This is a genomic window from Streptomyces sp. NPDC050617 (assembly GCF_040654795.1).
In the GTDB taxonomy this organism is placed as follows: domain Bacteria; phylum Actinomycetota; class Actinomycetes; order Streptomycetales; family Streptomycetaceae; genus Streptomyces.
In genome coordinates this window covers 149747-170516 of the sequence record NZ_JBFAIS010000018.1, presented here as the reverse complement: position 1 = coordinate 170516, position 20770 = coordinate 149747, and the positions used below count along the sequence as shown (strand labels likewise).

19 protein-coding genes are annotated in these 20770 nt (G+C 72.8%); 6 read left to right on the top strand and 13 right to left on the bottom strand.

The genetic code is table 11. From position 1 onward, the window contains the following. Window positions 1-125: 125 nt before the first annotated feature. Window positions 126-743, bottom strand: coding sequence for a GNAT family N-acetyltransferase (locus AB0I49_RS23935; RefSeq protein ID WP_363229085.1), 618 nt, complete (start codon window positions 741-743; stop codon window positions 126-128). Window positions 744-851: 108 nt separating this feature from the next. Here AB0I49_RS23935 and AB0I49_RS23930 point away from each other — a divergent pair, with 108 nt between their 5' ends. Further along, window positions 852-1613 carry a methyltransferase domain-containing protein gene (locus AB0I49_RS23930; RefSeq protein ID WP_363229084.1) on the top strand — a complete coding sequence of 254 codons (762 nt, stop codon included), beginning with the start codon at window positions 852-854 and terminating at the stop codon, window positions 1611-1613. Between the two features lie 92 nt (window positions 1614-1705). Here AB0I49_RS23930 and AB0I49_RS23925 read toward each other — a convergent pair whose 3' ends face one another. Continuing rightward, window positions 1706-2263 carry a hypothetical protein gene (locus AB0I49_RS23925; protein ID WP_363229083.1) on the bottom strand — a complete coding sequence of 186 codons (558 nt, stop codon included), beginning with the start codon at window positions 2261-2263 and terminating at the stop codon, window positions 1706-1708. A 274-nt stretch (window positions 2264-2537) separates the two neighbouring features. Here AB0I49_RS23925 and AB0I49_RS23920 point away from each other — a divergent pair, with 274 nt between their 5' ends. After that, window positions 2538-4082, top strand: a complete 1545-nt coding sequence (locus tag AB0I49_RS23920; RefSeq protein ID WP_363229081.1) for an MFS transporter — start codon at window positions 2538-2540, stop codon at window positions 4080-4082. Window positions 4083-4292: 210 nt separating this feature from the next. After that, window positions 4293-5438 (top strand): serine hydrolase domain-containing protein, encoded by a 1146-nt coding sequence (locus tag AB0I49_RS23915; RefSeq protein WP_363229080.1) that lies wholly within the window; start codon window positions 4293-4295, stop codon window positions 5436-5438. A 58-nt stretch (window positions 5439-5496) separates the two neighbouring features. Here the strand turns inward: AB0I49_RS23915 and AB0I49_RS23910 are convergent, their stop codons facing one another. The 5 genes from AB0I49_RS23910 to AB0I49_RS23890 form a co-directional block, all read right to left on the bottom strand. Beyond that, window positions 5497-6330 (bottom strand): DeoR/GlpR family DNA-binding transcription regulator, encoded by an 834-nt coding sequence (locus AB0I49_RS23910; protein ID WP_363229079.1) that lies wholly within the window; start codon window positions 6328-6330, stop codon window positions 5497-5499. Window positions 6331-6502: 172 nt separating this feature from the next. Next, a complete protein-coding gene (locus tag AB0I49_RS23905) occupies window positions 6503-7525 on the bottom strand; it encodes a zinc-dependent alcohol dehydrogenase family protein (protein WP_363229078.1) in 1023 nt (340 codons plus the stop codon). Between the two features lie 167 nt (window positions 7526-7692). Continuing rightward, window positions 7693-8151: an RpiB/LacA/LacB family sugar-phosphate isomerase gene (locus AB0I49_RS23900; protein WP_363229077.1), complete on the bottom strand. Its 459-nt coding sequence runs from the start codon at window positions 8149-8151 to the stop codon at window positions 7693-7695. 47 nt (window positions 8152-8198) lie between these two features. After that, a complete protein-coding gene (locus tag AB0I49_RS23895) occupies window positions 8199-9017 on the bottom strand; it encodes a triose-phosphate isomerase family protein (protein WP_363229076.1) in 819 nt (272 codons plus the stop codon). After that, complete coding sequence (locus AB0I49_RS23890) at window positions 9014-10834, bottom strand: dihydroxyacetone kinase family protein (RefSeq protein ID WP_363229075.1); 1821 nt, start codon at window positions 10832-10834, stop codon at window positions 9014-9016. Before AB0I49_RS23890 ends, AB0I49_RS23895 begins: the two co-directional genes overlap by 4 nt. Before the next feature lie 299 nt (window positions 10835-11133). Here AB0I49_RS23890 and AB0I49_RS23885 point away from each other — a divergent pair, with 299 nt between their 5' ends. Then, complete coding sequence (locus AB0I49_RS23885) at window positions 11134-12456, top strand: MFS transporter (RefSeq protein ID WP_363229074.1); 1323 nt, start codon at window positions 11134-11136, stop codon at window positions 12454-12456. An 83-nt stretch (window positions 12457-12539) separates the two neighbouring features. On the opposite strand, the gene AB0I49_RS23880 is transcribed toward AB0I49_RS23885, so the two are convergent. The 5 genes from AB0I49_RS23880 to AB0I49_RS23860 form a co-directional block, all read right to left on the bottom strand. Continuing rightward, window positions 12540-12746 carry an acyl-CoA carboxylase subunit epsilon gene (locus AB0I49_RS23880; protein WP_363229073.1) on the bottom strand — a complete coding sequence of 69 codons (207 nt, stop codon included), beginning with the start codon at window positions 12744-12746 and terminating at the stop codon, window positions 12540-12542. Between the two features lie 27 nt (window positions 12747-12773). After that, window positions 12774-14357 carry an acyl-CoA carboxylase subunit beta gene (locus AB0I49_RS23875; RefSeq protein ID WP_363229072.1) on the bottom strand — a complete coding sequence of 528 codons (1584 nt, stop codon included), beginning with the start codon at window positions 14355-14357 and terminating at the stop codon, window positions 12774-12776. Window positions 14358-14558: 201 nt separating this feature from the next. Further along, the gene (locus AB0I49_RS23870) at window positions 14559-14978 is read right to left on the bottom strand and encodes a type II toxin-antitoxin system VapC family toxin (RefSeq protein ID WP_363229071.1); all 420 of its coding nucleotides are present in this window, start codon (window positions 14976-14978) and stop codon (window positions 14559-14561) included. Further along, window positions 14975-15205 (bottom strand): antitoxin, encoded by a 231-nt coding sequence (locus AB0I49_RS23865; protein WP_363229070.1) that lies wholly within the window; start codon window positions 15203-15205, stop codon window positions 14975-14977. Before AB0I49_RS23865 ends, AB0I49_RS23870 begins: the two co-directional genes overlap by 4 nt. A gap of 54 nt (window positions 15206-15259) precedes the next feature. After that, on the bottom strand, window positions 15260-17638 hold the full coding sequence (locus AB0I49_RS23860) for a polysaccharide lyase 8 family protein (RefSeq protein WP_363229069.1): 2379 nt from the start codon (window positions 17636-17638) through the stop codon (window positions 15260-15262). A 185-nt stretch (window positions 17639-17823) separates the two neighbouring features. Here AB0I49_RS23860 and AB0I49_RS23855 point away from each other — a divergent pair, with 185 nt between their 5' ends. Further along, the gene (locus tag AB0I49_RS23855; protein ID WP_363229068.1) at window positions 17824-18453 is read left to right on the top strand and encodes a YceI family protein; all 630 of its coding nucleotides are present in this window, start codon (window positions 17824-17826) and stop codon (window positions 18451-18453) included. 10 nt (window positions 18454-18463) lie between these two features. Here the strand turns inward: AB0I49_RS23855 and AB0I49_RS23850 are convergent, their stop codons facing one another. Next, window positions 18464-20011 (bottom strand): FAD-dependent monooxygenase, encoded by a 1548-nt coding sequence (locus AB0I49_RS23850; RefSeq protein WP_363229067.1) that lies wholly within the window; start codon window positions 20009-20011, stop codon window positions 18464-18466. A 104-nt stretch (window positions 20012-20115) separates the two neighbouring features. On the opposite strand from AB0I49_RS23850, the gene AB0I49_RS23845 reads away from it, so the two are divergent. Continuing rightward, the gene (locus tag AB0I49_RS23845) at window positions 20116-20754 is read left to right on the top strand and encodes a TetR family transcriptional regulator (RefSeq protein WP_363229066.1); all 639 of its coding nucleotides are present in this window, start codon (window positions 20116-20118) and stop codon (window positions 20752-20754) included. Window positions 20755-20770 lie beyond the last annotated feature (16 nt).

Sequence of the window (20770 nt, the reverse complement as noted above, 5' to 3'; positions counted from 1 at the left end):
GTGGCGGAGGGGGTGGGAGGGGTGGGCGGCGGGCCCGTGGGCGCCGCCGACCCCGCCGCCGCGGGCGCCGCCCCGGCCCCCCCCCCCCCCCCGCGCCGGCTTCTGTCGGCCCACGGCCTGTCGCGTCAGCCGCCGGCCGGGGTGCGGGGCTCGCGGCGCATGATCCACAGCTCGGGGCCGCCGCCCGGGAGCCGGACCTCCTCGCGCACCGCGAAGCCGAAGTGCTCGTAGAAAGGGAGGTTGTCGGGCTTGGAGGACTCCAGGTAGGCGGGGAGTCCGTCCGCGTCGGCCTTGGCCAGGCCCGAGCGCAGCAGCGCGGCGCCGTGGCCCTGACCCTGGGCGGCCGGGTCGGCGCCGATCACGGCCAGGTACCAGTGCGGCTCCGTCGGCGAGTGTCCGGCGGCGGCCTCGACGGCGTCGCGGAAGAGCGGGGCGCGGTCGCCGAGGATGTTCTGGAGCTCCTGGATCGTCTCCGCGTCGGGGACGGCCTTCTCCTGGCCCTCCGGCGGCACCCAGAAGGCGGCCGCCGCGTCGGTGCGTTCGCACACGCCGTGGAGGGCGTACTGCCGGGTGAAGATCGTGGTGAAGTAGCGCCCCAGCCCCTCCTCGCGGGAGACGTCGTCGGGGAAGAACCAGCGCATCATGGGATCGTCGTCGAACGCGCTGGTCAGGGCGCGGCTCACCAGTCGGGCGTCGTCGATCGTCGCCCTCTGCGGGGTGTTCGTTATCGGCACATAGGCCATTCTGCACCGGTGATGATCTACGGGCTTCGGCGGGCGGACCCGTGGGCCGGGGCCGCTCAATGATCGTATTCCGTCGCGCTGTTCGGCGCGGCGCGCGAGCATGAGGGCATGGCTTCCCTCTCACGCGCCCACTCCTTCAACGCGGCCGCCGCCCAGTACGCCGCGAACCGGCCCTCCTACCCGCCCGCCCTGCTCACCTCCGTGGCGGAGATCTGCGGTTTCCCCCTGGCGGGCGCCCGCGTGGCGGACGTCGGCGCGGGCACCGGCATCGCCACCGCCCTGCTGCGCGAGCGCGGCGCGGACGTGGTCGCCGTGGAGCCGGGCGACGGCATGGCCGCGGAGTTGCGCCGCGCGCTGCCCGGCGTGCCGGTCGTACGGGGCGACGGCAACGCGCTGCCGCTCGCGGCGGAGTCGCGCGATCTGCTGACGTACGCCCAGTCCTGGCACTGGACCGACACCGCGCGTTCCGTGCCGGAGGCGCTGCGGGTGCTGCGGCCGGGCGGCGCGCTCGCGCTGTGGTGGAACACGGACTCCGCCGCCATACCGTGGGCCGTCGCCCAGGACGAGCGCGTCGCGCGGGCCTGCGGGATCGAGCCCAAGGGTCGCGAGCGGCCGGACGACATCCGCGCCGGCCGTCTCTCGGGGCTGGCGGAACTTCCCTATACCCGCAGGCTGCTGCAATGGAGCCGTACCGTCCCGCTCGACACCCACCTCGCCAACATCACCAGCCACTCGGCGTTCCTCGTCCTGGACGAGGACAGGACGGCCCGGTTCCTGGCCGAGGAGCGGGCGGTGCTGGGCGGGCTCTTCCCGGAGGGGATGGTGGAGGAGACGTACGTGGTGGATCTGCTGGTGGCGCGGAAGCCCTGAGCCGGGGCCGGCGGGGAGTGCCCGGCCCGGCCGGACGCCGAGACGCTGAGGTCCGGGCGGGCCGGGCGGGAGGCTGTGCCCGTGTCGAAGGGCTACAGGAGGGCGTACGAGCTCGCCCGGTCGTTCATGCGGTTCCCGACGTACGCGGTGGAGTCGTGGTACTCCTCATGGTCGCCCGACTGGTGCGCGTCGGCGAACAGCTCGATCCAGCAGGCGACGGGAGAGACGGAACTGACGCTGTCGTTCCAGTCCACCAGCTCACCGGAGTAGTCCCGGCCGTTGCCGCTCTTGCAGCCGCTCCCGGCGTTGAGCACCAGGGAGGATCCTCGGTAGTTCGAGTCCTTGTAGAGGATGCCTAACTGGGCCGTCAGCGCTCCTTTCCCGGTGGAGGACGTACGGAGCCTGTCGAGTAACTTCTCGTCGTGCGCGGCGCCCTTGGCCGACACGGGGGCGTCGGCGACCTGTCCGTTCGTCGAGAAGGCGATGGCCTCACGGAAGGTCGTGAAGCAGCGCTTGCTCCCCGAGTCGAGGTTCAGCACGCAGTTCTTGGGCTCGGGCGTCTGCTGGGCGTAGGCGGTGGCGGTCCCCCCGGCGGCGGCCAGCAGGACGGATCCGGCGACGACGGCGATGCGTGAGATGCGCGTAGGCATGGGCAACTCCAGGTTCGTGGGCGGTCTGTCGACGTCCACGATGCTCCCGCCACCGCTTGGTCTATACCAAGCCCGTTCTCGGCCACTCGTCACCACCGCCCCCTCCGCCGAGATGCGCCCCGCGACGGCATGGCATCCAATGAAGGCGCACGCAAGAACCGGAACACCTCCGCCCCCTTGAGAATCACACCCTTCGAATGAGACGCGTATGTATCATCAGAGGCATTCACGTATCGCACCCGCGTGAATCCACCGCGCCTCGAAACGGAACCTCATGCACACCGCCGCCCGCCGCCCCGCGACCGGACAGCCGGACCCCCGGCGCTGGCTGGTCCTCGCGATCCTGTCGGGAAGCCTGCTGCTGATCGCGATGGACACCACGATCCTCAACGTCGCGTTCCCCTCCCTGGTCGCCGACCTCCAGCCCGGCTCGGTGGAACAGCTGTGGATCATCGACGTGTACGCGCTGGCCCTGTCCGGCCTGCTGGTCACCGCCGGGGCGCTCGGAGACCGCTGGGGGCGCAAGCGGATGCTCCTCACGGGCTTCTCGATCTTCGCGTTCGCCTCGCTCCTGGCGGTCTTCTCCACCGAGGCGTGGCATGTGATCGCGGCCCGCGCCCTGCTGGGCGTCGGCGGCGCGGCGATCATGCCGTCCACGCTGTCGATCCTGCGGAACGTCTTCACCGACGCCCGTGAGCGGGCCTTCGCGTTCGCCGTGTGGGCGGCCGTCTTCGGCGGCGGCATGGCGCTCGGCCCCGTCATCGGCGGCCTGCTCGTCCAGGACTTCGGCTGGCAGTCGGCGTTCCTGCTCAACCTGCCGGTCGCCGCCGTGATCATCGCGCTCGGCGGCTGGTTCCTGCCCGAGTCGTCCTCGCCGCGCAGCGGCCGCTGGGACTGGTGGGGCGTGGGCCAGTCCGTCGTCGGCATGCTCGCCCTCGCGGGCGGCATCAAGCAGCTCGGCAAGAGCGGCCCGGCCTCCGCGCTGCCGTGGGCGCTCCTGCTGCTGGCCGCCGTCGCGCTGACGGTCTTCGTCCGCCGCCAGCTGCGGCTGGAGAACCCGCTGCTCCAGGTGCGGCTGTTCACCAACCGCTCCTTCTCGGTCGCCGCCTCCGCCATCTTCCTGGGCATGGTCGGCATGGGCGCGGTGCTCTTCCTGGCCACGCAGTGGCTCCAGTACGCGCACGGCTTCACCCCGTTCACCGCGGGCCTGCGGCTGCTGCCCGCGCCGCTCGGACTGATCGCCACCTCCGTCGTCACACCGGCCCTGATGCAGCGCTTCCCCATCCGCCACGTCCTGGGCGCCGGGCTGGTCGTGATGGCCGTGGGGCTCGCGCTGCCGTGGACCGTCCAGCGGGCCACCGACATCGGCTATCCGGCCCTCGCCGTGGGCCTCGCGGTCCTGGGGCTCGGGGTCGGCGTCGCGACCACCGTCGCGTCCGTCACGCTGATGGCGGCCGCACCCGCCGACGAGGTGGGCGGCGCCGCCGCCATCGAGGAGACCTGCTACGAGCTGGGCGCGGCCCTCGGCGTCGCCATCCTCGGCAGCCTGGCCACCGCCCTCTACCGCAACGGGCTGCCCGCCCTCGGCCTCGACGGGGCGACGGCCGACTCGGTACGGGACTCCATCGGCGAGGCCGCCCATGTGGCGCATCAGCTCGGCGGACCGGCGGGCGACGCCCTGCTGCACACCGTCTCCAGCGCCTATACGGGCGCGATCACCCCGGCCTTCCTCGCCGCCGCCGGCCTGGCGCTGGCCGCCGCCGCCATGGCCTGGGCCCTGATCCCCCGCGACCTGCGCCCGACCGACAACGCGCACTGAGCACGGGACGCGACGCCCGCGTGCGGCGCTTCGGGGTGCTTCAGGGTGCGCGGGGTGCCGGTCGCGATCGCGCTGCCGGTTGCACACGCCCGTAAAAAATCGCTGGTCACAGCGGTGGGCGCGACCGTAGCGTGGCCCAGCCGACGACCATGGGGCGCGGGGCGCACGCCCCTGCCGCCCCGCGCACCACACCACGGAGGACCGGACGTCATGGGGCAGCACAGCGGATGGGCCGACGAGCGCTTCGGGGCCGTCGCCGACACCTTCGCGCGGAACTTCGCCGAGTTCCCCGAACTCGGCGCGGCGGTAACGGTGTTCGTGGACGGGCGCAAGGTCGTGGACCTGTGGGGCGGCGTCGCGGACGAGCAAACGGGGCGGCCGTGGGACGCGGAGACCCTCGTTCCGGTCTTCTCCTGCGCCAAGGGATTCGTCGCCCTGGCCGCCCATCTCCTCGCGCAGGAGGGGCGCCTCGACCTCGACGCGCCGGTGAGCCGGTACTGGCCCGAGTTCGCGCGGCACGGCAAGGAGACCATCACCTGCCGCATGGTCCTCGGCCACCGGGCCGGGCTCGCCGCCCTCGACCGGACGGTCCCCTTCAAGGAGATCGCCGACTGGACGCCGGTGATCCGCGCCATCGAGGAGCAGCGGCCGCTGTGGGAGCCGGGCGCCGCGTACGAATACCACGGCCACGTCTTCGGCTTCCTCGTCGGCGAGGTCGTCCGGCGCGTCACCGGGCTCACTCCGGGCGCGTACATCCGGCAGGCCGTCGGCGACCCGCTCGGGCTGCGGGCCTGGCTCGGCCTGCCCGCCGCCGAAGCCCCCCACGTCGCCCGGCTCGTCGAGGCCGCGGGGCGGCCCCCGATGCCGGGGCCCGAGCACCTGCTCACCCGCATCGTCACGATGAACGGCGCGCTGGCCTTCCCCGGTCTCGACGAGCCGCACGGCTGGAACGACCCGGCGCTGCACGCGATGGAGCTGCCCGGCGCGGGCGCGGTGGCCTCCGCGAACGGACTCGCCACGCTGTACGCGGCCGCCGCCACCGGCGTCGACGGCCGCGAGCGGCTGCTCACGCGGGACACCGTGACCGACGCGGTCCGCGAGGTCTCGGCGGGGAGCTCCTGGCTCGGCTTCGACGCGGGCGCCCGCTGGGGCTCGGGCTTCCTCCTCGACTCGGCCGCCTTCCGCCCGCTGCTGGGCGCGCGCAGCTTCGGAAACGACGGGGCGGGCGGCCAGTTCGCGTTCGGCGACGACGAGTTCGGGGTGGGTTTCGGCTACGTCGCCAACCGCATGATCGGTCACGGCGACGCCCGCGCCAACCGGCTGATCGAGGCGGTACGGGGCTGCTTGGGCGGGTGAGGCGGCGCTGTCGGCGTGGGCGGCTCCTCCGCGGGGCCCGCGGTCAGGCGGCTCCGCGTCACCCCGGCAGCGCGGCCAGTTCCAGGCGTACGCCCAGGGTGCGCAGCGCCTCCTGGTGCTCCGCGGGGAGCTGCTCGTCGCTGATCACAGCGTCGAAGTCGGTGAGCGGGGCGAGCTGGTAGAGGGCCTGGCGGCCGAACTTGGAGTGGTCCACCAGGAGCACGCGGCGCCGCGCCGCCTCCAGCAGGGCCCGCTTGACCAGCACTTCCTCCTGCGACTGGTGGTAGCAGTGGCCGTTGTCGACGGCGGAGGCGGAGATATAGGCGACGTCGGCGCGCAGGGAGCGGGCCATGTCGGCGGTGAACATGCCGACGAAGGCGTTGAACGAGGCGTGGTAGACGCCGCCCAGGGCGATCACCTGGATCTCCGGCTCGTCGGAGAGCTCGTTGATGACCTGGAGCGAGTTGGTGATCACGGTGAAGGCGCCGCGCGCGGAGAGCCCGGTGGCGAAGGAGAGCACCGTGCTGGAGTCGTCCACGATGACGGCCTGGCCGGGCTCGGCGCCTTCCAGGGCCGTGGCGCAGATGGCCTGCTTCTCCTCCAGCCGGGTGCTGCCGCGCCAGCGGGCGTTGCTCTCGAAGAGCGCGCTGGGCGCGGCCGTCGCCCCGCCCCGTACCTTCCGCAGCCAGCCCTGGTGTTCCAGGGAGTCGAGGTCCCGGTGCACGGTCATCTGGCTGACGCCGAGAACGCGCACCAGGTCCTCGATGGAGACCTGGCCCCGCTGGAGCACCCGGTCCGCGATCATCTTGCGGCGCTCCTTGGGGCTCAGCTTTATGATCCGCTCGGCCTCCGCGCTCCGGTCGGACGTTCGGTAGCTGTCGCTGTCGCTCAACAGCTGTTCCTTCCCTGGCAGGACAGGCGTACGGGTATCCCGAAGAGTTTACGGCCGCGCGGCGGCCACGGGGCCAGGACGCGGAGCCCTGGGCCGGGGCGGGCGTCCTGGGCCCGGGGTGGGCGTCCTGGACCCGGGCCGGGCGTCCTGGGTCCGGGCCGGGGCCCCCGGGTCAGGCCGTCGTGCCCGCCGCCAGGCCGGGGATGATCTGGATCTTGCGGCCGGTGCCCTTGCCGAAGGTCTCCAGCGCCTCCGCGTAGCCGTCCAGCGGGAACCCGTGGGTGATCATGGTGTCGGAGTCGATCAGCCCCTGGGCGAGCAGGTCGAGGGCGCGGCCGTAGCTGTGCAGGATCGCCATGCTGCCGACGACGCGGATCTCGTCGTTGTAGATGCGGAACGGCGAGAACCGCGCCAGGTCCTGGTCGGGCGCGCAGCCGAACTGCTGGAACGTGCCGCCCCGGCGCACCCGGCCGAAGCCGTCCTCGATGGCGGGCACCGCGCCGGTGCAGTCCACGACGACCTCCCAGCCGCCGCTGCCGGCGCGCGGCAGGGCGTCGGCGCTGGTGGCGACGGAGTCCGCGCCGAGCTTGCGGGCGACGGCCAGCCGCTCCTCGTTGAGGTCGACCACCTCGACGGTGGCGGCTCCGGCGCGCTTCGCGCTCTGGAGGTAGAGCAGCCCCATGGTGCCCGCGCCGTAGATCAGGAAGTTGTCGCCGAAGTCGGGGTCCACCACGTCGAGGCCGTGCACGATGGTGGACAGCGGCTCGATCAGGGTGGCGTGGCGCGGTTCGAGCCCGGCGGGCAGGTGGTGGATGTTGCGGGCCGGGACCTTGACGTACTCGGCGCACGCGCCGTCCTGCGTGATGCCGATGGTGCGCCAGTCGGCGCAGAGGTTGCCCCGGCCCTTGGCGCACCAGTAGCACGCCCCGCAGTAGATGGCCGGGTCCGCCGCGACCTGGTCGCCGACGGCCATGCCGGTGACCGCCGAGCCGGTCTCGACGATCTCGCCCGAGAACTCGTGGCCCGGCACCACGGGGTAGCGCGTCGGCCCGAACTCCCCCGCCAGCATGTGCACATCGGTGCCGCACAGGCCCACCGCGGCGACCTTGACGATGACGTCGTCCGGGCCGGGGGTGGGGTCGGCGATGGTGGTGATGTTGAGCTTGTTGGGTTCCTCGATGACTACGGCTCGCATGACGGCTCCTGACGTTCGGGGTGGTACCGGAATTGCGGGGGTACCGGGTATGCGGTGATACCAGTGGTGCGACGGGCCCGTGGGGTTCGGAGGGCCCGAGGTGCGCGGTGGGCCCAGGGTGCGCGGTGGGCCCAGGGTGCGCGGTGGGCCCGCGGAGAGCAGTGGGCTCAGGCGACGTTGTGGTAGCGGGACTCGACCTGCTTGATCTTCTCCACCTTGGGCGCGGAGCCGCCGCCCGCGAACTCCGAGCCCAGCCAGTGCTCCAGGCACAGTTTGGCGCTCTCGACGCCGAGGGTGCGCACGCCGAAGCACGCGATCTGGGCGTCGTTGGACTTGCGGGCGCGCTCCGCGCTGTACGTGTCGGGGATCTGCGCGGCGCGCACGCCCGGCACCTTGTTGGCGGTGATCGCCATGCCGATGCCGGTGCCGCAGACCAGCACGGCGCGGTCGTACGTACCCCCGGCCACCCGCTCGGCCACCCGCTGGGCCACGTCGGGGTAGTCCTCGTCGGGCGCGGCGGACAGGTCCTCGACCTGGTATCCGTGCTCGACGAGGTAGTTCTTCAGCTCGTCCTTCATCGGGACGCCGGCGTCGTCGGCTCCGATGGCGATGGTCTTCTCGGGCATCGTCCGTCCTTGGTGGTTCGGGGGCGGGTGGGGTGGGTGGAGCGGGGTCAGGGGGCTCCGGCCGGCGGGCGGGACGCCACTTCGGCCAGTACCTTGCGGAGGTTGGCGGTGTCGTGGGCGAGGCGGCCCAGGAACAGGCCGTCGAGCGGCGCCCGTACGCCGTCCGCGTCCGGCGCGGTCAGCTCGGTGAAGGTGCCGGGCCCCGCGGTGCCGCCGTAGATGACCCGGCCGCGGACGCCCCGCTCGGCGAGGCGGCCCCGGATGGCGGCGGTGACGGCCCGTACGTGGGCGGCGGGCGCGGGGCGGTCCGCGCCGATGGCCCACACCGGTTCGTAGGCGATGACCACCTCGCCGCCGTCGGCGCCGGAGAGCGCCGCGTCGACCTGGCCGAGCGTCTCGGCGATGGCCGCGTCCAGCGCGCCCGCGGTGGCGTCGCCCGCGCAGATCACCGGCGTCAGGCCGCGGCGGACGGCGGCGGCGGTCTTGGCCGCCACGATCCCGTCGTCCTCACCGAAGTGGCGGCGGCGCTCGGCGTGGCCGACCTCGACGTAGGAGGCGCCGAGCTCCGCGAGCTGCCCGCCGGAGACCTCGCCGGTCCAGGGGCCGCTGTCGGCCCAGTGCAGATCCTGCGCGCCATAGGCGACACCGGTGCCGGCCAGCAGCTCGCGGGCGTCGCCGAGCGAGGTGAAGGAGGGCAGCACGAACAGCTCGACGGCCGGCCCGCCGGTCGCCTCGCGGGCCAGCTCGGCCACTTCGGCGAGCCAGCGCCGGGTCTCGGCGACCCCCATATAGAGCTTGAGGGAGACGCCGACGACGGGGCGGGCGTCCGTACCGGCGTCCTTCCCGGCCGTCGCTCCGGCGCTCATGCGGGGTCCAGCGACGGTGCCAGCGACCGGCCGACGGCCGTGAGCAGGAGGGCGAGCGAGGTGGCGCCGGCGTCCGCGTGGCCGTATCCGAGGGCGCCCATCCGGGCCGCGCGGCCCCTGGCGGGGGTCAGTGAGGCGGTGGCCTCGGCGGCGCGGGTGGCGTCCAAGGCGGCGGACGCCCACGCGGCGGCGGGCTCCGTGCCCGAGCCCGCCTCGGCGCGGAGCCGCACCCGGAACGGGTCGAGCGCGTCGAGCAGCGTCTTCTCCCCCACCTGGGCCCCGCCCAGTTCGACGACGGCGTCGAACGCGCCGTCCACCGCGTCGGCCAGCGTCTCCGTGCTGATCCGCTGCTCCCCGGGCTGCTTCCCGGACCGCGCGGCGCGGGTGAGGCCCGCGCCGGTCTCGGCGAGCAGCGCGCCGTACAGCGCCCCGGAGGCGCCGCCGGAGGCGTCGGCGAGCGCGAGCCCCGCGGCGAGCAGCGTCGCCCCCGCGGCGGCAGGGTCGGCGGACCGCTCCCCCGGCCCGGTCGCGGACACCGGCTCCGCCGCCCGCGCCGCCGCGACCGCCGCGCGCAGGCCGCGGACGATGCCGATGCCGTGGTCGCCGTCGCCGGCGACCGCGTCGAGGCGGCCCAGCTCGTCCTCGTGCTCGGCGACGAGTTCGTACCCCGCCTGGAGGGCGGCGGTGACGGGGCCGTCCGCGCCGGTGGGGACGGCCTGGGGCGCGGCCGACGGTACGGACTCCGGCTCCGGCCGCGCGTCGGCGTCGCGGACGTCGCGCGCGCCGGGCGTCCGGCGGAAGGCGGGTGTGTCGCACGGAGCGTCGTACAGCTCGGCCAGTTCGTCGTCGAGGACCATCAGCGACAGGGAGAGGCCGGCCATGTCGAAGGAGGTCACGAACTCGCCGACCTCGGGGCGGAAGGGCCGCAGCCCGGCCGCGGCCAGCCGCCGGTGCACATGGCGGTAACAGGCGAACATCTCCTCGTACTTGGTGCGGCCGAGGCCGTTGAGGAGCACCGCGACGCGGCCGTCGCCGACGCCGGGGAGGTCCGGGAGCAGGTTCTCGACGAGGGCTTCGGCCAGCTCCTCGGCGTCGAGCCGCTTGGTGCTGCGCAGGCCGGGCTCGCCGTGGATGCCCATGCCGAGCTCCATGGTGCCCTCGTTGACGGTGAACAGCGGCTCGCTCGCGCCGGGCAGCGTGCATCCGGCGAAGGCGGCGCCGAAGGTGCGGGTCGCGGCGTTGGCGCGGCGCGCGAGGCGGGCGACGGAGTCCAGGTCGTCGCCGCGGTCGGCCGCCGCCCCGGCGGTCTTGAAGACGAAGAAGTCGCCGGCGACGCCGCGGCGGTCCTTGGACGGGTCGACGGGGGCGCCCTCCACCGGGGCCGGTCCGCTGGCCACGTCGTCGGTGACCAGGACCGTACGGGTGTCGACGCCCTCGGCGGCGAGGCGGCGGGCGGCGAGCCCGAAGTGCATGACGTCGCCCGCGTAGTTGCCGTAGGTGAACAGCACACCGGCGCCGCCGTCGGCCGCGCGGGCGGTGCGGTAGACCTGCTCCGCGCTGGGGCTGGCGAAGACGTCGCCGATCGCGGCGGCGTCGGCGAAGCCGGGGCCGACCAGGCCGGCGAAGGCCGGGTAGTGGCCGGAGCCGCCGCCGATGACGACGGCCACCTTGCCGGGGCGGGGCGCGTGCCGGCCGACGACTCCGAAGGCGCCGGGGACGCGGCGGACCGTTCGGGCGTAGGCGTCGGCCAGGCCCTCGATCCAGTCCTCGCGGAAGGTGGCGGCGTCGCCGTCGGGACCGGGGGATGCACTGCTCATGACTTCACACTCCTACGCGTCGCTGCTGTTTGATTTAACACCGATCTCGCACGCCTGTCACCCCCTCGCAAGAATGTCCCAGCCCGGACCGAGCACCCGAATCCCCCTGAAATTACCGATACATACCGTCTCCACCAGCCAAGACGACCTGGCCGACCCCCGCCTCTCCCCCGCCGCAAGAAATCTCTGCTTCACATCTTGCGTGTGAAATTAACAGGAACCATGATGCTTTCAGCCCCGTCCCCTCACATCCCTTCGCGCCCCTGTTCCCCAACTCGCCGCTCCGTCGGAGGCACAACATGGTCAGCACCCACCCCCCGGCCGGTGCCACCCGGTCGCTCCTCGACCGCATGGGCATCCCCAAACCCCTGGCCTTCGGCTTCCTCGGGGTTCTGCTCTTCATGGTCGGAGACGGCGTCGAGTCCGGGTTCATCGCGCCGTTCATGGCCGATCACGGGGCCGGGACCGAGGTGCGCGCCTCGTATGTGATCACCGCGTACGGCATCACGGTGATGCTGGCGTCCTGGCTCTCGGGCGCCCTGGCCGACCTCTGGGGGCCGCGCCGGGTGATGCAGCTGGGCCTCGTGGTCTGGATCGTCTTCGACGTCCTCTATCTGGCCTTCGCCCTCGGCGGCGAGAACTACCCGCTGATGCTGGTCTTCTACGGGCTGCGCGGCTTCGGCTATCCGCTCTTCGCCTTCGGCTTCCTGGTGTGGATCACCGCCACCACCCCGCCGGCCCGGCTGGGCACCGCCGTCGGCTGGTTCTACGTCGCCTTCACCGGCGGCCTGCCGACCCTCGGCTCACTGGTCGCCGGGACCACCAACCCGCTCTTCGGCCAGTTCGCCACCCTGTGGATCGCGCTCGGCATCATCGCGCTCGGCGGTGTGATCTGCATGATCGGCGTCCGGGAGCGCACCGGCTTCACCCGGCTCGCCCCGCCCGACGCGCAGCCCGTGCAGCGGCTGACGTCGAGCCTCGCCATCATCTGGCAGAACCCCCGCGTCGCCGTCGCCTGCGTGGTGCGCATCATCAACACCGCGCCGGAGTTCGGCTTCCTGGTCTTCCTACCGACCTTCTTCGGGGACCGGATCGGCTTCGGCGAGGGCGGCTGGCTGACCCTGCTGGCCGTCATCTACGGCACCAACGTGATCTTCAACCTGGTCTTCGGCGCGATCGGCGACCGGATCGGCTGGCAGCGGACGATCGCGACGTTCGGCGGCCTGGGGTGCGCGGTCACCACCCTGATGCTGTATTTCGTGCCGCTCGCCGTCGGCGACCGCTACTGGGTGGCCATCGCGGTCGGGATGCTCTACGGCATCGCGCTCGCCGGGTTCGTCCCCATCTCGGCGCTGGTCCCCAACCTCGCCCCCGAGAACAAGGCGGGCGCGATGGCCCTGCTCAACCTGGGCGCGGGCGGCGCGGCCTTCGTCGGCCCCGCGATCGTCAGCCTCTTCCTGGGGTCGGTGGGCCCCGCCGGGGTGGTCATCATCTTCGCCGCGCTGTACGTGCTCGCGTCCGTGCTGACCATGGTCTTCCTCAAGCTGCCGGAGGGCAGCTCGGCCCGGACGGAGCCCGAGGCGCCGCCGAAGGAGGCCGAACCGGAGCCGGCGAGCGCCTGAACGGCCCCCTCCCCGATACGCACGGAGCCCCGCACACATCGCGTGTGCGGGGCTCCGTGCGTAGCCATGGGGTGACCCTGGGGTCAACCCTGCCAGCTGTGCGGCGCCCGGAAGCCGGGCGTGCGCTCCAGGCGGCGCCAGCCCGCGGTGGTGCGGCGGGGGCGGGGCAGGGTCGCGCGGTCCTGGGTGGCGGCGGCGCGGGCGAGGAGGACCGCGGTGACGGCGGCCAGCTCCTCGGCGTCGGCCTCGCCCTTCTCCACGCGAACGACGGCGTCTGTGGGAGTGCTCATGTCCGGTTTCGTCTCCATTGCTGCGGCTTACTGCGGCGGGTTGCCGTGCTTGCGGGACGGCAGGTCGGCGTGCTTGGCGGCGAGCATCGCCAGGGACCTGATGAGGACCTGGCGGGTCTCGACCGGGTCGATGACGTCGTCGACCAGGCCGCGCTCGGCGGCGTAGTAGGGGTGCATCAGCTCGGACTTGTACTCCTTGACCATGCGCGCCCGCATGGCCTCGGGGTCGTCCGCCTCGGCGATCTGCTTGCGGAAGATCACGTTGGCCGCGCCCTCGGCGCCCATGACCGCGATCTCGTTGGTCGGCCAGGCGTAGGTCAGGTCCGCGCCGATGGACTGGGAGTCCATGACGATGTACGCGCCGCCGTACGCCTTGCGCAGGATCACCGAGATCCGCGGCACGGTGGCGTTGCAGTACGCGTACAGCAGCTTGGCGCCGTGCCGGATGATCCCGCCGTGCTCCTGGTCGACGCCGGGCAGGAAGCCCGGGACGTCCAGCAGGGTGACGATCGGGATATTGAAAGCATCGCACATCTGGATGAACCGGGCGGCCTTTTCGGACGCCTCGATGTCCAGCACGCCGGCCAGCGACTGCGGCTGGTTGGCGACGATGCCCACGACCTGGCCGTCGAGGCGGGCCAGGGTGCACAGGATGTTGGTGGCCCAGCGCTCGTGGACCTCCAGGGACTCGCCGTCGTCGACGAGCTCCTCGATGACCTTGCGCATGTCGTACGGGCGGTTGCCGTCGGCGGGCACGAGGTCCAGCAGCGCCTCGCCGCGCCGGTCGACGGGGTCCTCGGACTCGGCGACCGGCGGGTTCTCCCGGTTGTTCTGCGGCAGCATCGACAGCAGGAAGCGCACCTCTTCGAGGCAGGTCTCCTCGTCGTCGTAGGCGAAGTGCGCCACGCCCGACGTCTCGGCGTGCACGTCCGCGCCGCCCAGCCCGTTCTGCGTGACCTTCTCGCCGGTCACCGCCTGGACCACGTCCGGGCCGGTGATGAACATCTGCGAGGTCTCGCGGACCATGAACACGAAGTCGGTCAGGGCCGGGCTGTAGGCCGCGCCGCCCGCGCACGGGCCGAGCATCACGGAGATCTGCGGGATGACGCCGGAGGCGCGGGTGTTGCGCTGGAAGATGCCGCCGTAGCCGGCGAGCGCCGAGACGCCCTCCTGGATACGGGCGCCCGCGCCGTCGTTGAGCGACACCAGGGGCGCGCCCGCGGAGATCGCCTTGTCCATGATCTTGTGGATCTTCGTCGCGTGGGCCTCGCCCAGCGCGCCGCCGAAGATCCGGAAGTCGTGTGCGTAGACGAAGACGGTGCGGCCCTCGACGGTGCCCCAGCCCGTGATCACACCATCGGTGTAGGGCTTCTTCGCCTCCAGGCCGAACCCGGTGGCGCGGTGCCGGCGCAGCGGCTCCACCTCGTTGAAGGAGCCCGGGTCCAGCAGCAGGTCGATGCGCTCGCGAGCGGTCAGCTTCCCCTTGGCCTTCTGGGCCTCGGTCGCCCGGTCGCTGGGCCCGCGACGGGCCTGCTCACGGATCGCGTGCAGCTCGGCGACGCGCCCACGGACGTCACTCGCCTCTACGGGCGCCCCTTCGAGATTGCTCATGACATCGACGGTACGTGGCCGGGGCCATGGAACTACATGTTGCTTTCGTACAACGTCGAGCCCGATTTCGTGGGCAGGCAGCACAGAAGTACACAGCGCGGCCCCCGCCGCCGTTCCGGAATCAGGGTTGCGATCTGTTGGTACTCCACAAAGCTCGGCGCACCGAGCCGTAGGAAGCCGAGCTTGACCCCCCGCCCGCTCTCAGCCCCGACCGACGCCCACCGCCGCCTCGTCGAACACCTCGAACGCGCACTTCCCCCGCCCTGACCGGGCAAGCCGTCCGTCGGTGGTCACCAGCGGCGCCTCGTATCCCTCGGCGAGGGCGACGTAAGTGGCGTCATAGGCTGACACGTTCGCGTACAGCTCGCGCACGCGGGGCAGTACGGGGAGGTGCTCCAGCCGCCGTACGGGCAGCAACGCGTAGCTGTCCCACGCCTCGTCCAGCTCCGCGTCGGTGAGTTTTCCGCCCCGGTGCCGCCCGAGGAGGGCGGAGGCCACTTCGACGTCGATCAGATACGGCGCGATGATCTTCTCACCGGCCACGCGACGGCGGACGGCGGCCCCCACCGGCCCCGCGTCGGCCAGCAGCATGACCATCGCCCCGGCGTCCAGCACGATCACTCGTGACGCCTTCCCGCCTCGATGTCGGCCCGGACGTCCGCCGTGGAGAGACGGGCCGTCGCCCGCCGTCCGATCCGTGCGACGACGTCCTCCAGCGCGGGCGTCGCCGCCTCCTCCTCCAGCAGCGTCCGGGCGTACGCCTGGAGCGACTGCCGGCTCCGCGCGGCCCGTATCTTCAGCTCGGCGAGCGCCTCGTCGGACAGGTCCCGGACGTAGAGAGTGGCCATGCGACAAGACTAGTCGCATTGCCAGCAGACTGCTGGCACAGCGGTGATCCGCGGCTATCCGCCCGTCTCGACCGTGCAGGAGTGCGTCGCGCAGGCCGTGCCCGGTGTGACGCGCAGGCGCAGTGCGCGGCCCGTGGCCAGGATCTCGACCGCGGGGTCGTGGGCGGTCACCCGGCGTACGGGCCGGGCCCAGGTGACCTCGAAAGGCGCGCCGTCCCGGGTCGGGGCGGCCAGGTGGAGGGCGGTGGCGCGGCCGTGGCGGCGGGTCAGGATGCTCGCGGGGGCCGTCGTGGTGAGCGGGCCGGCGGTGGCGGCGCGCCAGAAGTTGACCGCCACGATGCCGAGCGAGGGCGCCGAGATCCCCTGCCGGTCGCGGGAGTTGGCGAGGACCGTCAGCCGGCCGGGGTCGGCGGCGCGGGCCGCGAGAGCGCCGGGGCTCGCGCCGGGCATCAGCACATAGGCGTACACGGCGTCGGTCGGGTCCGTGCCGTGGTCGAGCCGCAGGGTGAGGTAGCGGCGGGTGAGGGGATCGGGCACGCCGCCGGAGTTGATGTCGCGCCAGGAGCCCGTACGCGCCTCGCGCAGCGCGCGCAGCGGCGCGCCGCCGGGGAAGACATAGCCGCCGTGGCCGGCCAGGTGCGCCCAGCGGACGCGGCGGAACGATCTGCTCCAGCCCAGCTCCGACGGCTGGGGCACGCCGTCGACGGTGAATTGGGGCTCGCCCTCCGCGCCCAGGTTGCGGTTGTCGACGATGGTCTCGGCGGGGACGCCGTCGCGGCCGGTGATGCCCGCGCCGAGGCAGACCACCGCGTCCGCGAGGCAGAACCAGGACTTCCGCGCCTCCAACGTGCTGGACAGCCCCTTCAGATGCTGTCCCACGGCCGCGAACTCCCCGTCCGTGACGCCGCCCACCCACGTCACGGCGGGCTTGGGCGCGCCCCAGCCGCCGCCCTCGTTGTCGGCGAGCCGCTTGGCGGAGACGGTGGTTCCGGGCAGCCGATACGGATCGACGGTCGGCCAGAAGGCGTCCGTGTACTGGTCGCCGCCGTGCGTCGCGCCCCACCAGTAGAGCATTCCGGCGCCGGTGTGCCAGCCGTGCGGATTCTCGCCGTTGCCGTTCTCGTAGTACGCGATCCGGTCGGAGGCCATGGCGATGTTCGCGGCCCAGCCGGGGCGGCGGTGCACGGCGCGGTCCATGGCGGCGAACAGCCGGTGGCCCACGGGCTCGGCCGCCGCCCCTCCCTGGCCCCCGGCGACGGCCGCGAGCCGGGCCAGGTCGGCGACGCCGAACTGCGGGTCGCCGAGGACGGCGCCGCCGGCGTCGCGGGCGATCCACCCTCTGATCATGGCGTGCCAGCGCTCGCGCTCCGCCGCGCTCGCGCCGCCGCCGAGCAGCGCGACGGCCGCCAGCAGCAGATGCCCGCGCTGGTGGTCGCTCTGGAGAATCCGGTCGGGGTCGGCGCTCTGCACGCCACGGCTGACGGCGCGCCCGGAGACGCTGTCCATCATCAGCCCGTTGTGGAGGAGCGGGGCGTACGCGCGCTCGACGCTGTCGTGGATGACCTGCCGCCGGGGGTCGATCACCTCCCAGCGGGAGCCGCGCAGCAGGGTGAAGAGCCGGCCGAGGCCGTCGAGGAGGACATAGCCGTACGTGCCGGAGTACGCGACCCACGTGTGCTGGACGAAGGAGCCGTCGGCGTAGAGGCCGTCGCCCCTGGTGACGTACGGGAAGACGGGCGACAGGGCGTCGCGGGCGAGCGCGAGCTTCGCGGGGGCCGCGCCGAGCATGCCGCGCAGGGCGACGACGCGGCAGAGGTCGACGCGGTTGGCGCCGGTGCTCGTCCCGGTGTAGTCGCCGAGCATGGCGTCGGGGACGAAGTGGTCGACGGCGGCGAGCTGCTGCGCCCGCCGGTCCTCGGGGACCTGCCCGTACACGAGGGTGAGGGTGTCGAGGAGGAGGCGGGGGCTGCCAATCTGCCATTCCCACCAGTTGCCGTACCGGGCGGTGGCCGCGTTGTAGACCGTGTCGTGCAGATGGCCGAGGCCGTTCGCGATGTCGGCGGCGAGCGCGGGGTCGCCGGTGAGGCCCGTGCCGGGCTGGGCGTACGCCTGGGCCATGGTGTTGAGGCGGCTGTAACTGAGGGTGATGCCGGCGGGCGGGTCGTAGGGGGCGTCCGGCCAGAGCGAGGCGGCGGCGGGCCGCATGCTCGCGCGGTAGCTCCGCGCGAAGGTCCCGGTCCGCTGGAGACGTGTGGCGTACGGCTCGGCGGCGGGGTCGAAGCCCGTGCCGAGCATGAGGTCGCGCCAGCGCGTCCGTAGCGCCTCGAACTCATCTGCCGCGTGGGCCTGTTGAGCCAGGGGGAGGGTGAGGGCGGCGGCGCTCAGCGCGGCCAGGAGGCCGCGCCGGGACCAGGGAGTGCGCGGTGGCGGCACAGGTGCCCCCATCCCCCGCCCGCGCCTCTCCCAAACCGGGCGGCCCTCCCTGAAACCAGGTGAGCCGCCCGAAACCGGATGAGCCCGCCTTCGAAGCGGATGCACGACGCATTCTGTTGAACATTGAACAACGTCGCGCTACAGTCATTCTCGTTGAACGTTAAACAAGACCGCGAGGAGGAGCCATGGCTCTGTTCAACCGCAAACGCAGCACCACCGCCCCCGCCGGCAACGCCGGCACCGCCGTCCTCGACGCGGACCCGGCGCTCGCCGCACTGACCGGCGAGTACACCATCGACCCGGCGCACAGCAGCATCGGCTTCACCGTGCGGCACGCGATGGTCACCAACGTCCGCGGCGCGTTCACCGAACACGAGGGGTCGCTGACCCTCGACGGCGCCGACCCCGCCCGGTCCAGCGCCGCCATCGACGTACGGATCGCCAGCGTCGACACCGGCATCAAGGACCGGGACGGGCACCTGCTCAGCGGCGACTTCTTCGACGCCGAGCGGTTCCCGACGATGAGCTTCCGCTCCACCTCGGCCGAGCGGCTGGGCGGCGACCGCTACCGGATCACCGGCGACCTGACGATCAAGGACGTGACCCGTCCGCTCGCCATCGACCTGGAGTTCAACGGCGCCGCCACCGACGTGTACGGCAACGAGCGCGTCGGCTTCGAGGGCGGCGCCGAGATCCTGCGCTCCGACTGGGGCCTGACCTGGAACGCGGCCCTGGAGACCGGCGGCGTCATGGTCAGCGACAAGGTGAAGCTCACCTTCGACGTCTCCGCCGTCAAGGCCGCGCCCCAGAGCTGATGCGGGCCGCTCAGCGACCGAGGCGCCGCAGGTAGTCCACCACCGCGGCGCCCCGGTCCGGCGCGTCCCCCGTCAACCGGAGCGCGACGTAATCGTCGGGCCGTACGAGCACGACCCCGTCGCCCTCCATCCCGTACGCCGCGCGCGCGTGCCCCTCGTGATCGTCGAGCCCCTCCGGGCCCCCGTCGATCAGGCACGTACGCAGCGGACCTGCGTACTCCTCCCCCGCCCTGGCCAGCACCTTCGCGCTGTGCGGACCGAAGCCGAGCAGGGTGTGCCCGGGGCCTGCGAACTTCTCGAAGAGCCGCACCGGCCGGCCGGTCGCCGCGTCCCGGCAGGGCGCGTCCGGGGCCCGGTCGCCCGCCGCGAGTCCGTCGCCGTCCGCCGCCCGTTCTTCCCCCGCGCCGCCCGACAGGGAGCTCCAGCGGTAGCCGACCCCCAGGGTGCTGGTCTCCGCGTTCGCACCCACGTCCGTGCCGATACGCCCCGCCGGAACCCCCTCGACGATCCTGCGCAGCCCCTCGTTGCTGGTCTTCAGCGTCCACGCCGCGACGGGCAATCGCTCCTCCTCGTAGGTGTCCAGCAGGCCGGGCCCCGCGTGGCCGCCGATGACCAGCGCGAGCTTCCAGCCGAGGTTGAAGGCGTCCTGGATGCCGGTGTTCATGCCGAGGCCGCCCGCGATGGAGTGCACGTGCGCCGCGTCCCCGACGATGAAGACCCGGCCCTCGCGGAAGCGGTCGGCCATGCGGACGTTGACGCGGTACGTGGACTGCCACGTGGGGTTGGCGAGCCGTACGCCCGGAACGCCGGCGACCCGGTCGAAGAGGTCCTGGAAGACCTCCAGCGTCGGCTCGGGGAGCCTGCCCCGCTCGTCCGTGCCGGCCGCCCCCTGGAGCTGCCAGTGCGACGTGCCGCGGAACGGGCAGAGCATGATCCCGCCGCCCTCGCCGAACCACTGGTGCCAGAAGCCCCGGTCGAGCCCGTCCACCTCGACATCGCCGAGGACCATCATCTCCTCGGCCGCCGTCTCCCCCTCGAAGCCGACGCCCAGCGCCTTGCGCACGAAGCTCTTGCCGCCGTCGCACCCGGCGAGATAGTCGGCCTCGATGGTCCGGCCGTCGGCGAGCGTGGCGCGCACGCCCTGCTCGTCCTGCGTGAAGCCGGTCAGCTCGCAGCCGAGTTCCACCCGCACCCCGTACTCGGCGAGCTTGCCGCGCAGCAGTTCCTCGGTGCGCCACTGCGGCAGGAGCAGACCACTGGAGTACGGGACGTCCGGCCGCGCCTCCATGGAGTCCCAGGAGCGGGTGTCGGCGACGGGCACACCGTCGCGGTACTTGCGCAGCACGATGTGCTCGGTCCCCGCCGCCGTGAGCTCCTCGTCGAGGCCGAGGTCGGCGAGGAGTTCGCGGCTGCGCTGGTTGAGGCCCTTGCCTCGCGAACCCCGGTGGAACTCCGGGGTCTTGTCGATGATCCGTACGGCCGCTCCGGCCCGGGCGAGCGAACAGCCCAGCGTCAGTCCGGTGGGCCCCGCTCCCACGATCAGCACTGCGGTGTTCATACGGCTTCCCTCCGTCGTCATGGCGTCAATGGAACGCCGACCGGACAGAAAAAGCAACCAGGTAACGAATTTATCTTGGTTACAAAATCTGCTACGGTGGAAGCGTGAGCGAGGAAACCGGACTGCGGGAACGCAAGAAGCAGCGCACACGGCGGGCGCTGTCCGAAACGGCCATCGAGCTCTTCCTGAAGCGCGGCTTCGACCAGGTGTCGGTGGCGGACGTGGCGGCCGCGGCGGAGGTGTCCAAGCCGACCCTGTTCCGCTACTTCCCCGCCAAGGAGGACCTGGTCCTGTACCGCATCGCGGACCACCAGGGCGAATCGGCGCGTGTGGTCCGCGACCGCGCGCCGGGCGTATCCCCCCTGGCGGCGCTGCGCGCCCACCTCCACGCGCGGCTGGACGCCCTCGACCCGATCACGGGCCTGAGCGGGAACCCGGCGGTGCGCGCCTACACCGACATGGTCTATACGACCCCGAGCCTGCTGGCCCGCATGGTGAGCTACACCAACCGGGACGTGGACGAGCTGACGGCCGAGCTGCTGGCGGCCGCGCCGGGAGCAGACGCGTCGATGACGCGGCTGGCGGCCGGCCAGATCCTGCTGGCCCACCGGCACCTCGCCCACGAGAACTGGCGGCACTCGTCCGACGGCCCCACCCCCAAAGCCGTCCTGGCCGAGGCCCACGCCGCCGCCGACCGCGCGTACGACCTGCTGACCTCGGGGCTGGGGCCCAGCTACGGGTGAGGGGGGAGCGGACCGC

Excerpts from the sequence above, each read along its gene's own strand:
- AB0I49_RS23935 (WP_363229085.1), bottom strand. The coding sequence starts at position 743 with ATGGCCTATGTGCCGATAACGAACACCCCGCAGAGGGCGACGATCGAC.
- AB0I49_RS23930 (WP_363229084.1), top strand. The coding sequence starts at position 852 with ATGGCTTCCCTCTCACGCGCCCACTCCTTCAACGCGGCCGCCGCCCAG.
- AB0I49_RS23925 (WP_363229083.1), bottom strand. The coding sequence starts at position 2,263 with ATGCCTACGCGCATCTCACGCATCGCCGTCGTCGCCGGATCCGTCCTG.
- AB0I49_RS23920 (WP_363229081.1), top strand. The coding sequence starts at position 2,538 with ATGCACACCGCCGCCCGCCGCCCCGCGACCGGACAGCCGGACCCCCGG.
- AB0I49_RS23915 (WP_363229080.1), top strand. The coding sequence starts at position 4,293 with ATGGGGCAGCACAGCGGATGGGCCGACGAGCGCTTCGGGGCCGTCGCC.
- AB0I49_RS23905 (WP_363229078.1), bottom strand. The coding sequence starts at position 7,525 with ATGCGAGCCGTAGTCATCGAGGAACCCAACAAGCTCAACATCACCACC.
- AB0I49_RS23900 (WP_363229077.1), bottom strand. The coding sequence starts at position 8,151 with ATGCCCGAGAAGACCATCGCCATCGGAGCCGACGACGCCGGCGTCCCG.
- AB0I49_RS23895 (WP_363229076.1), bottom strand. The coding sequence starts at position 9,017 with ATGAGCGCCGGAGCGACGGCCGGGAAGGACGCCGGTACGGACGCCCGC.
- AB0I49_RS23890 (WP_363229075.1), bottom strand. The coding sequence starts at position 10,834 with ATGAGCAGTGCATCCCCCGGTCCCGACGGCGACGCCGCCACCTTCCGC.
- AB0I49_RS23885 (WP_363229074.1), top strand. The coding sequence starts at position 11,134 with ATGGTCAGCACCCACCCCCCGGCCGGTGCCACCCGGTCGCTCCTCGAC.
- AB0I49_RS23880 (WP_363229073.1), bottom strand. The coding sequence starts at position 12,746 with ATGAGCACTCCCACAGACGCCGTCGTTCGCGTGGAGAAGGGCGAGGCC.
- AB0I49_RS23875 (WP_363229072.1), bottom strand. The coding sequence starts at position 14,357 with ATGAGCAATCTCGAAGGGGCGCCCGTAGAGGCGAGTGACGTCCGTGGG.
- AB0I49_RS23865 (WP_363229070.1), bottom strand. The coding sequence starts at position 15,205 with ATGGCCACTCTCTACGTCCGGGACCTGTCCGACGAGGCGCTCGCCGAG.
- AB0I49_RS23855 (WP_363229068.1), top strand. The coding sequence starts at position 17,824 with ATGGCTCTGTTCAACCGCAAACGCAGCACCACCGCCCCCGCCGGCAAC.
- AB0I49_RS23850 (WP_363229067.1), bottom strand. The coding sequence starts at position 20,011 with ATGAACACCGCAGTGCTGATCGTGGGAGCGGGGCCCACCGGACTGACG.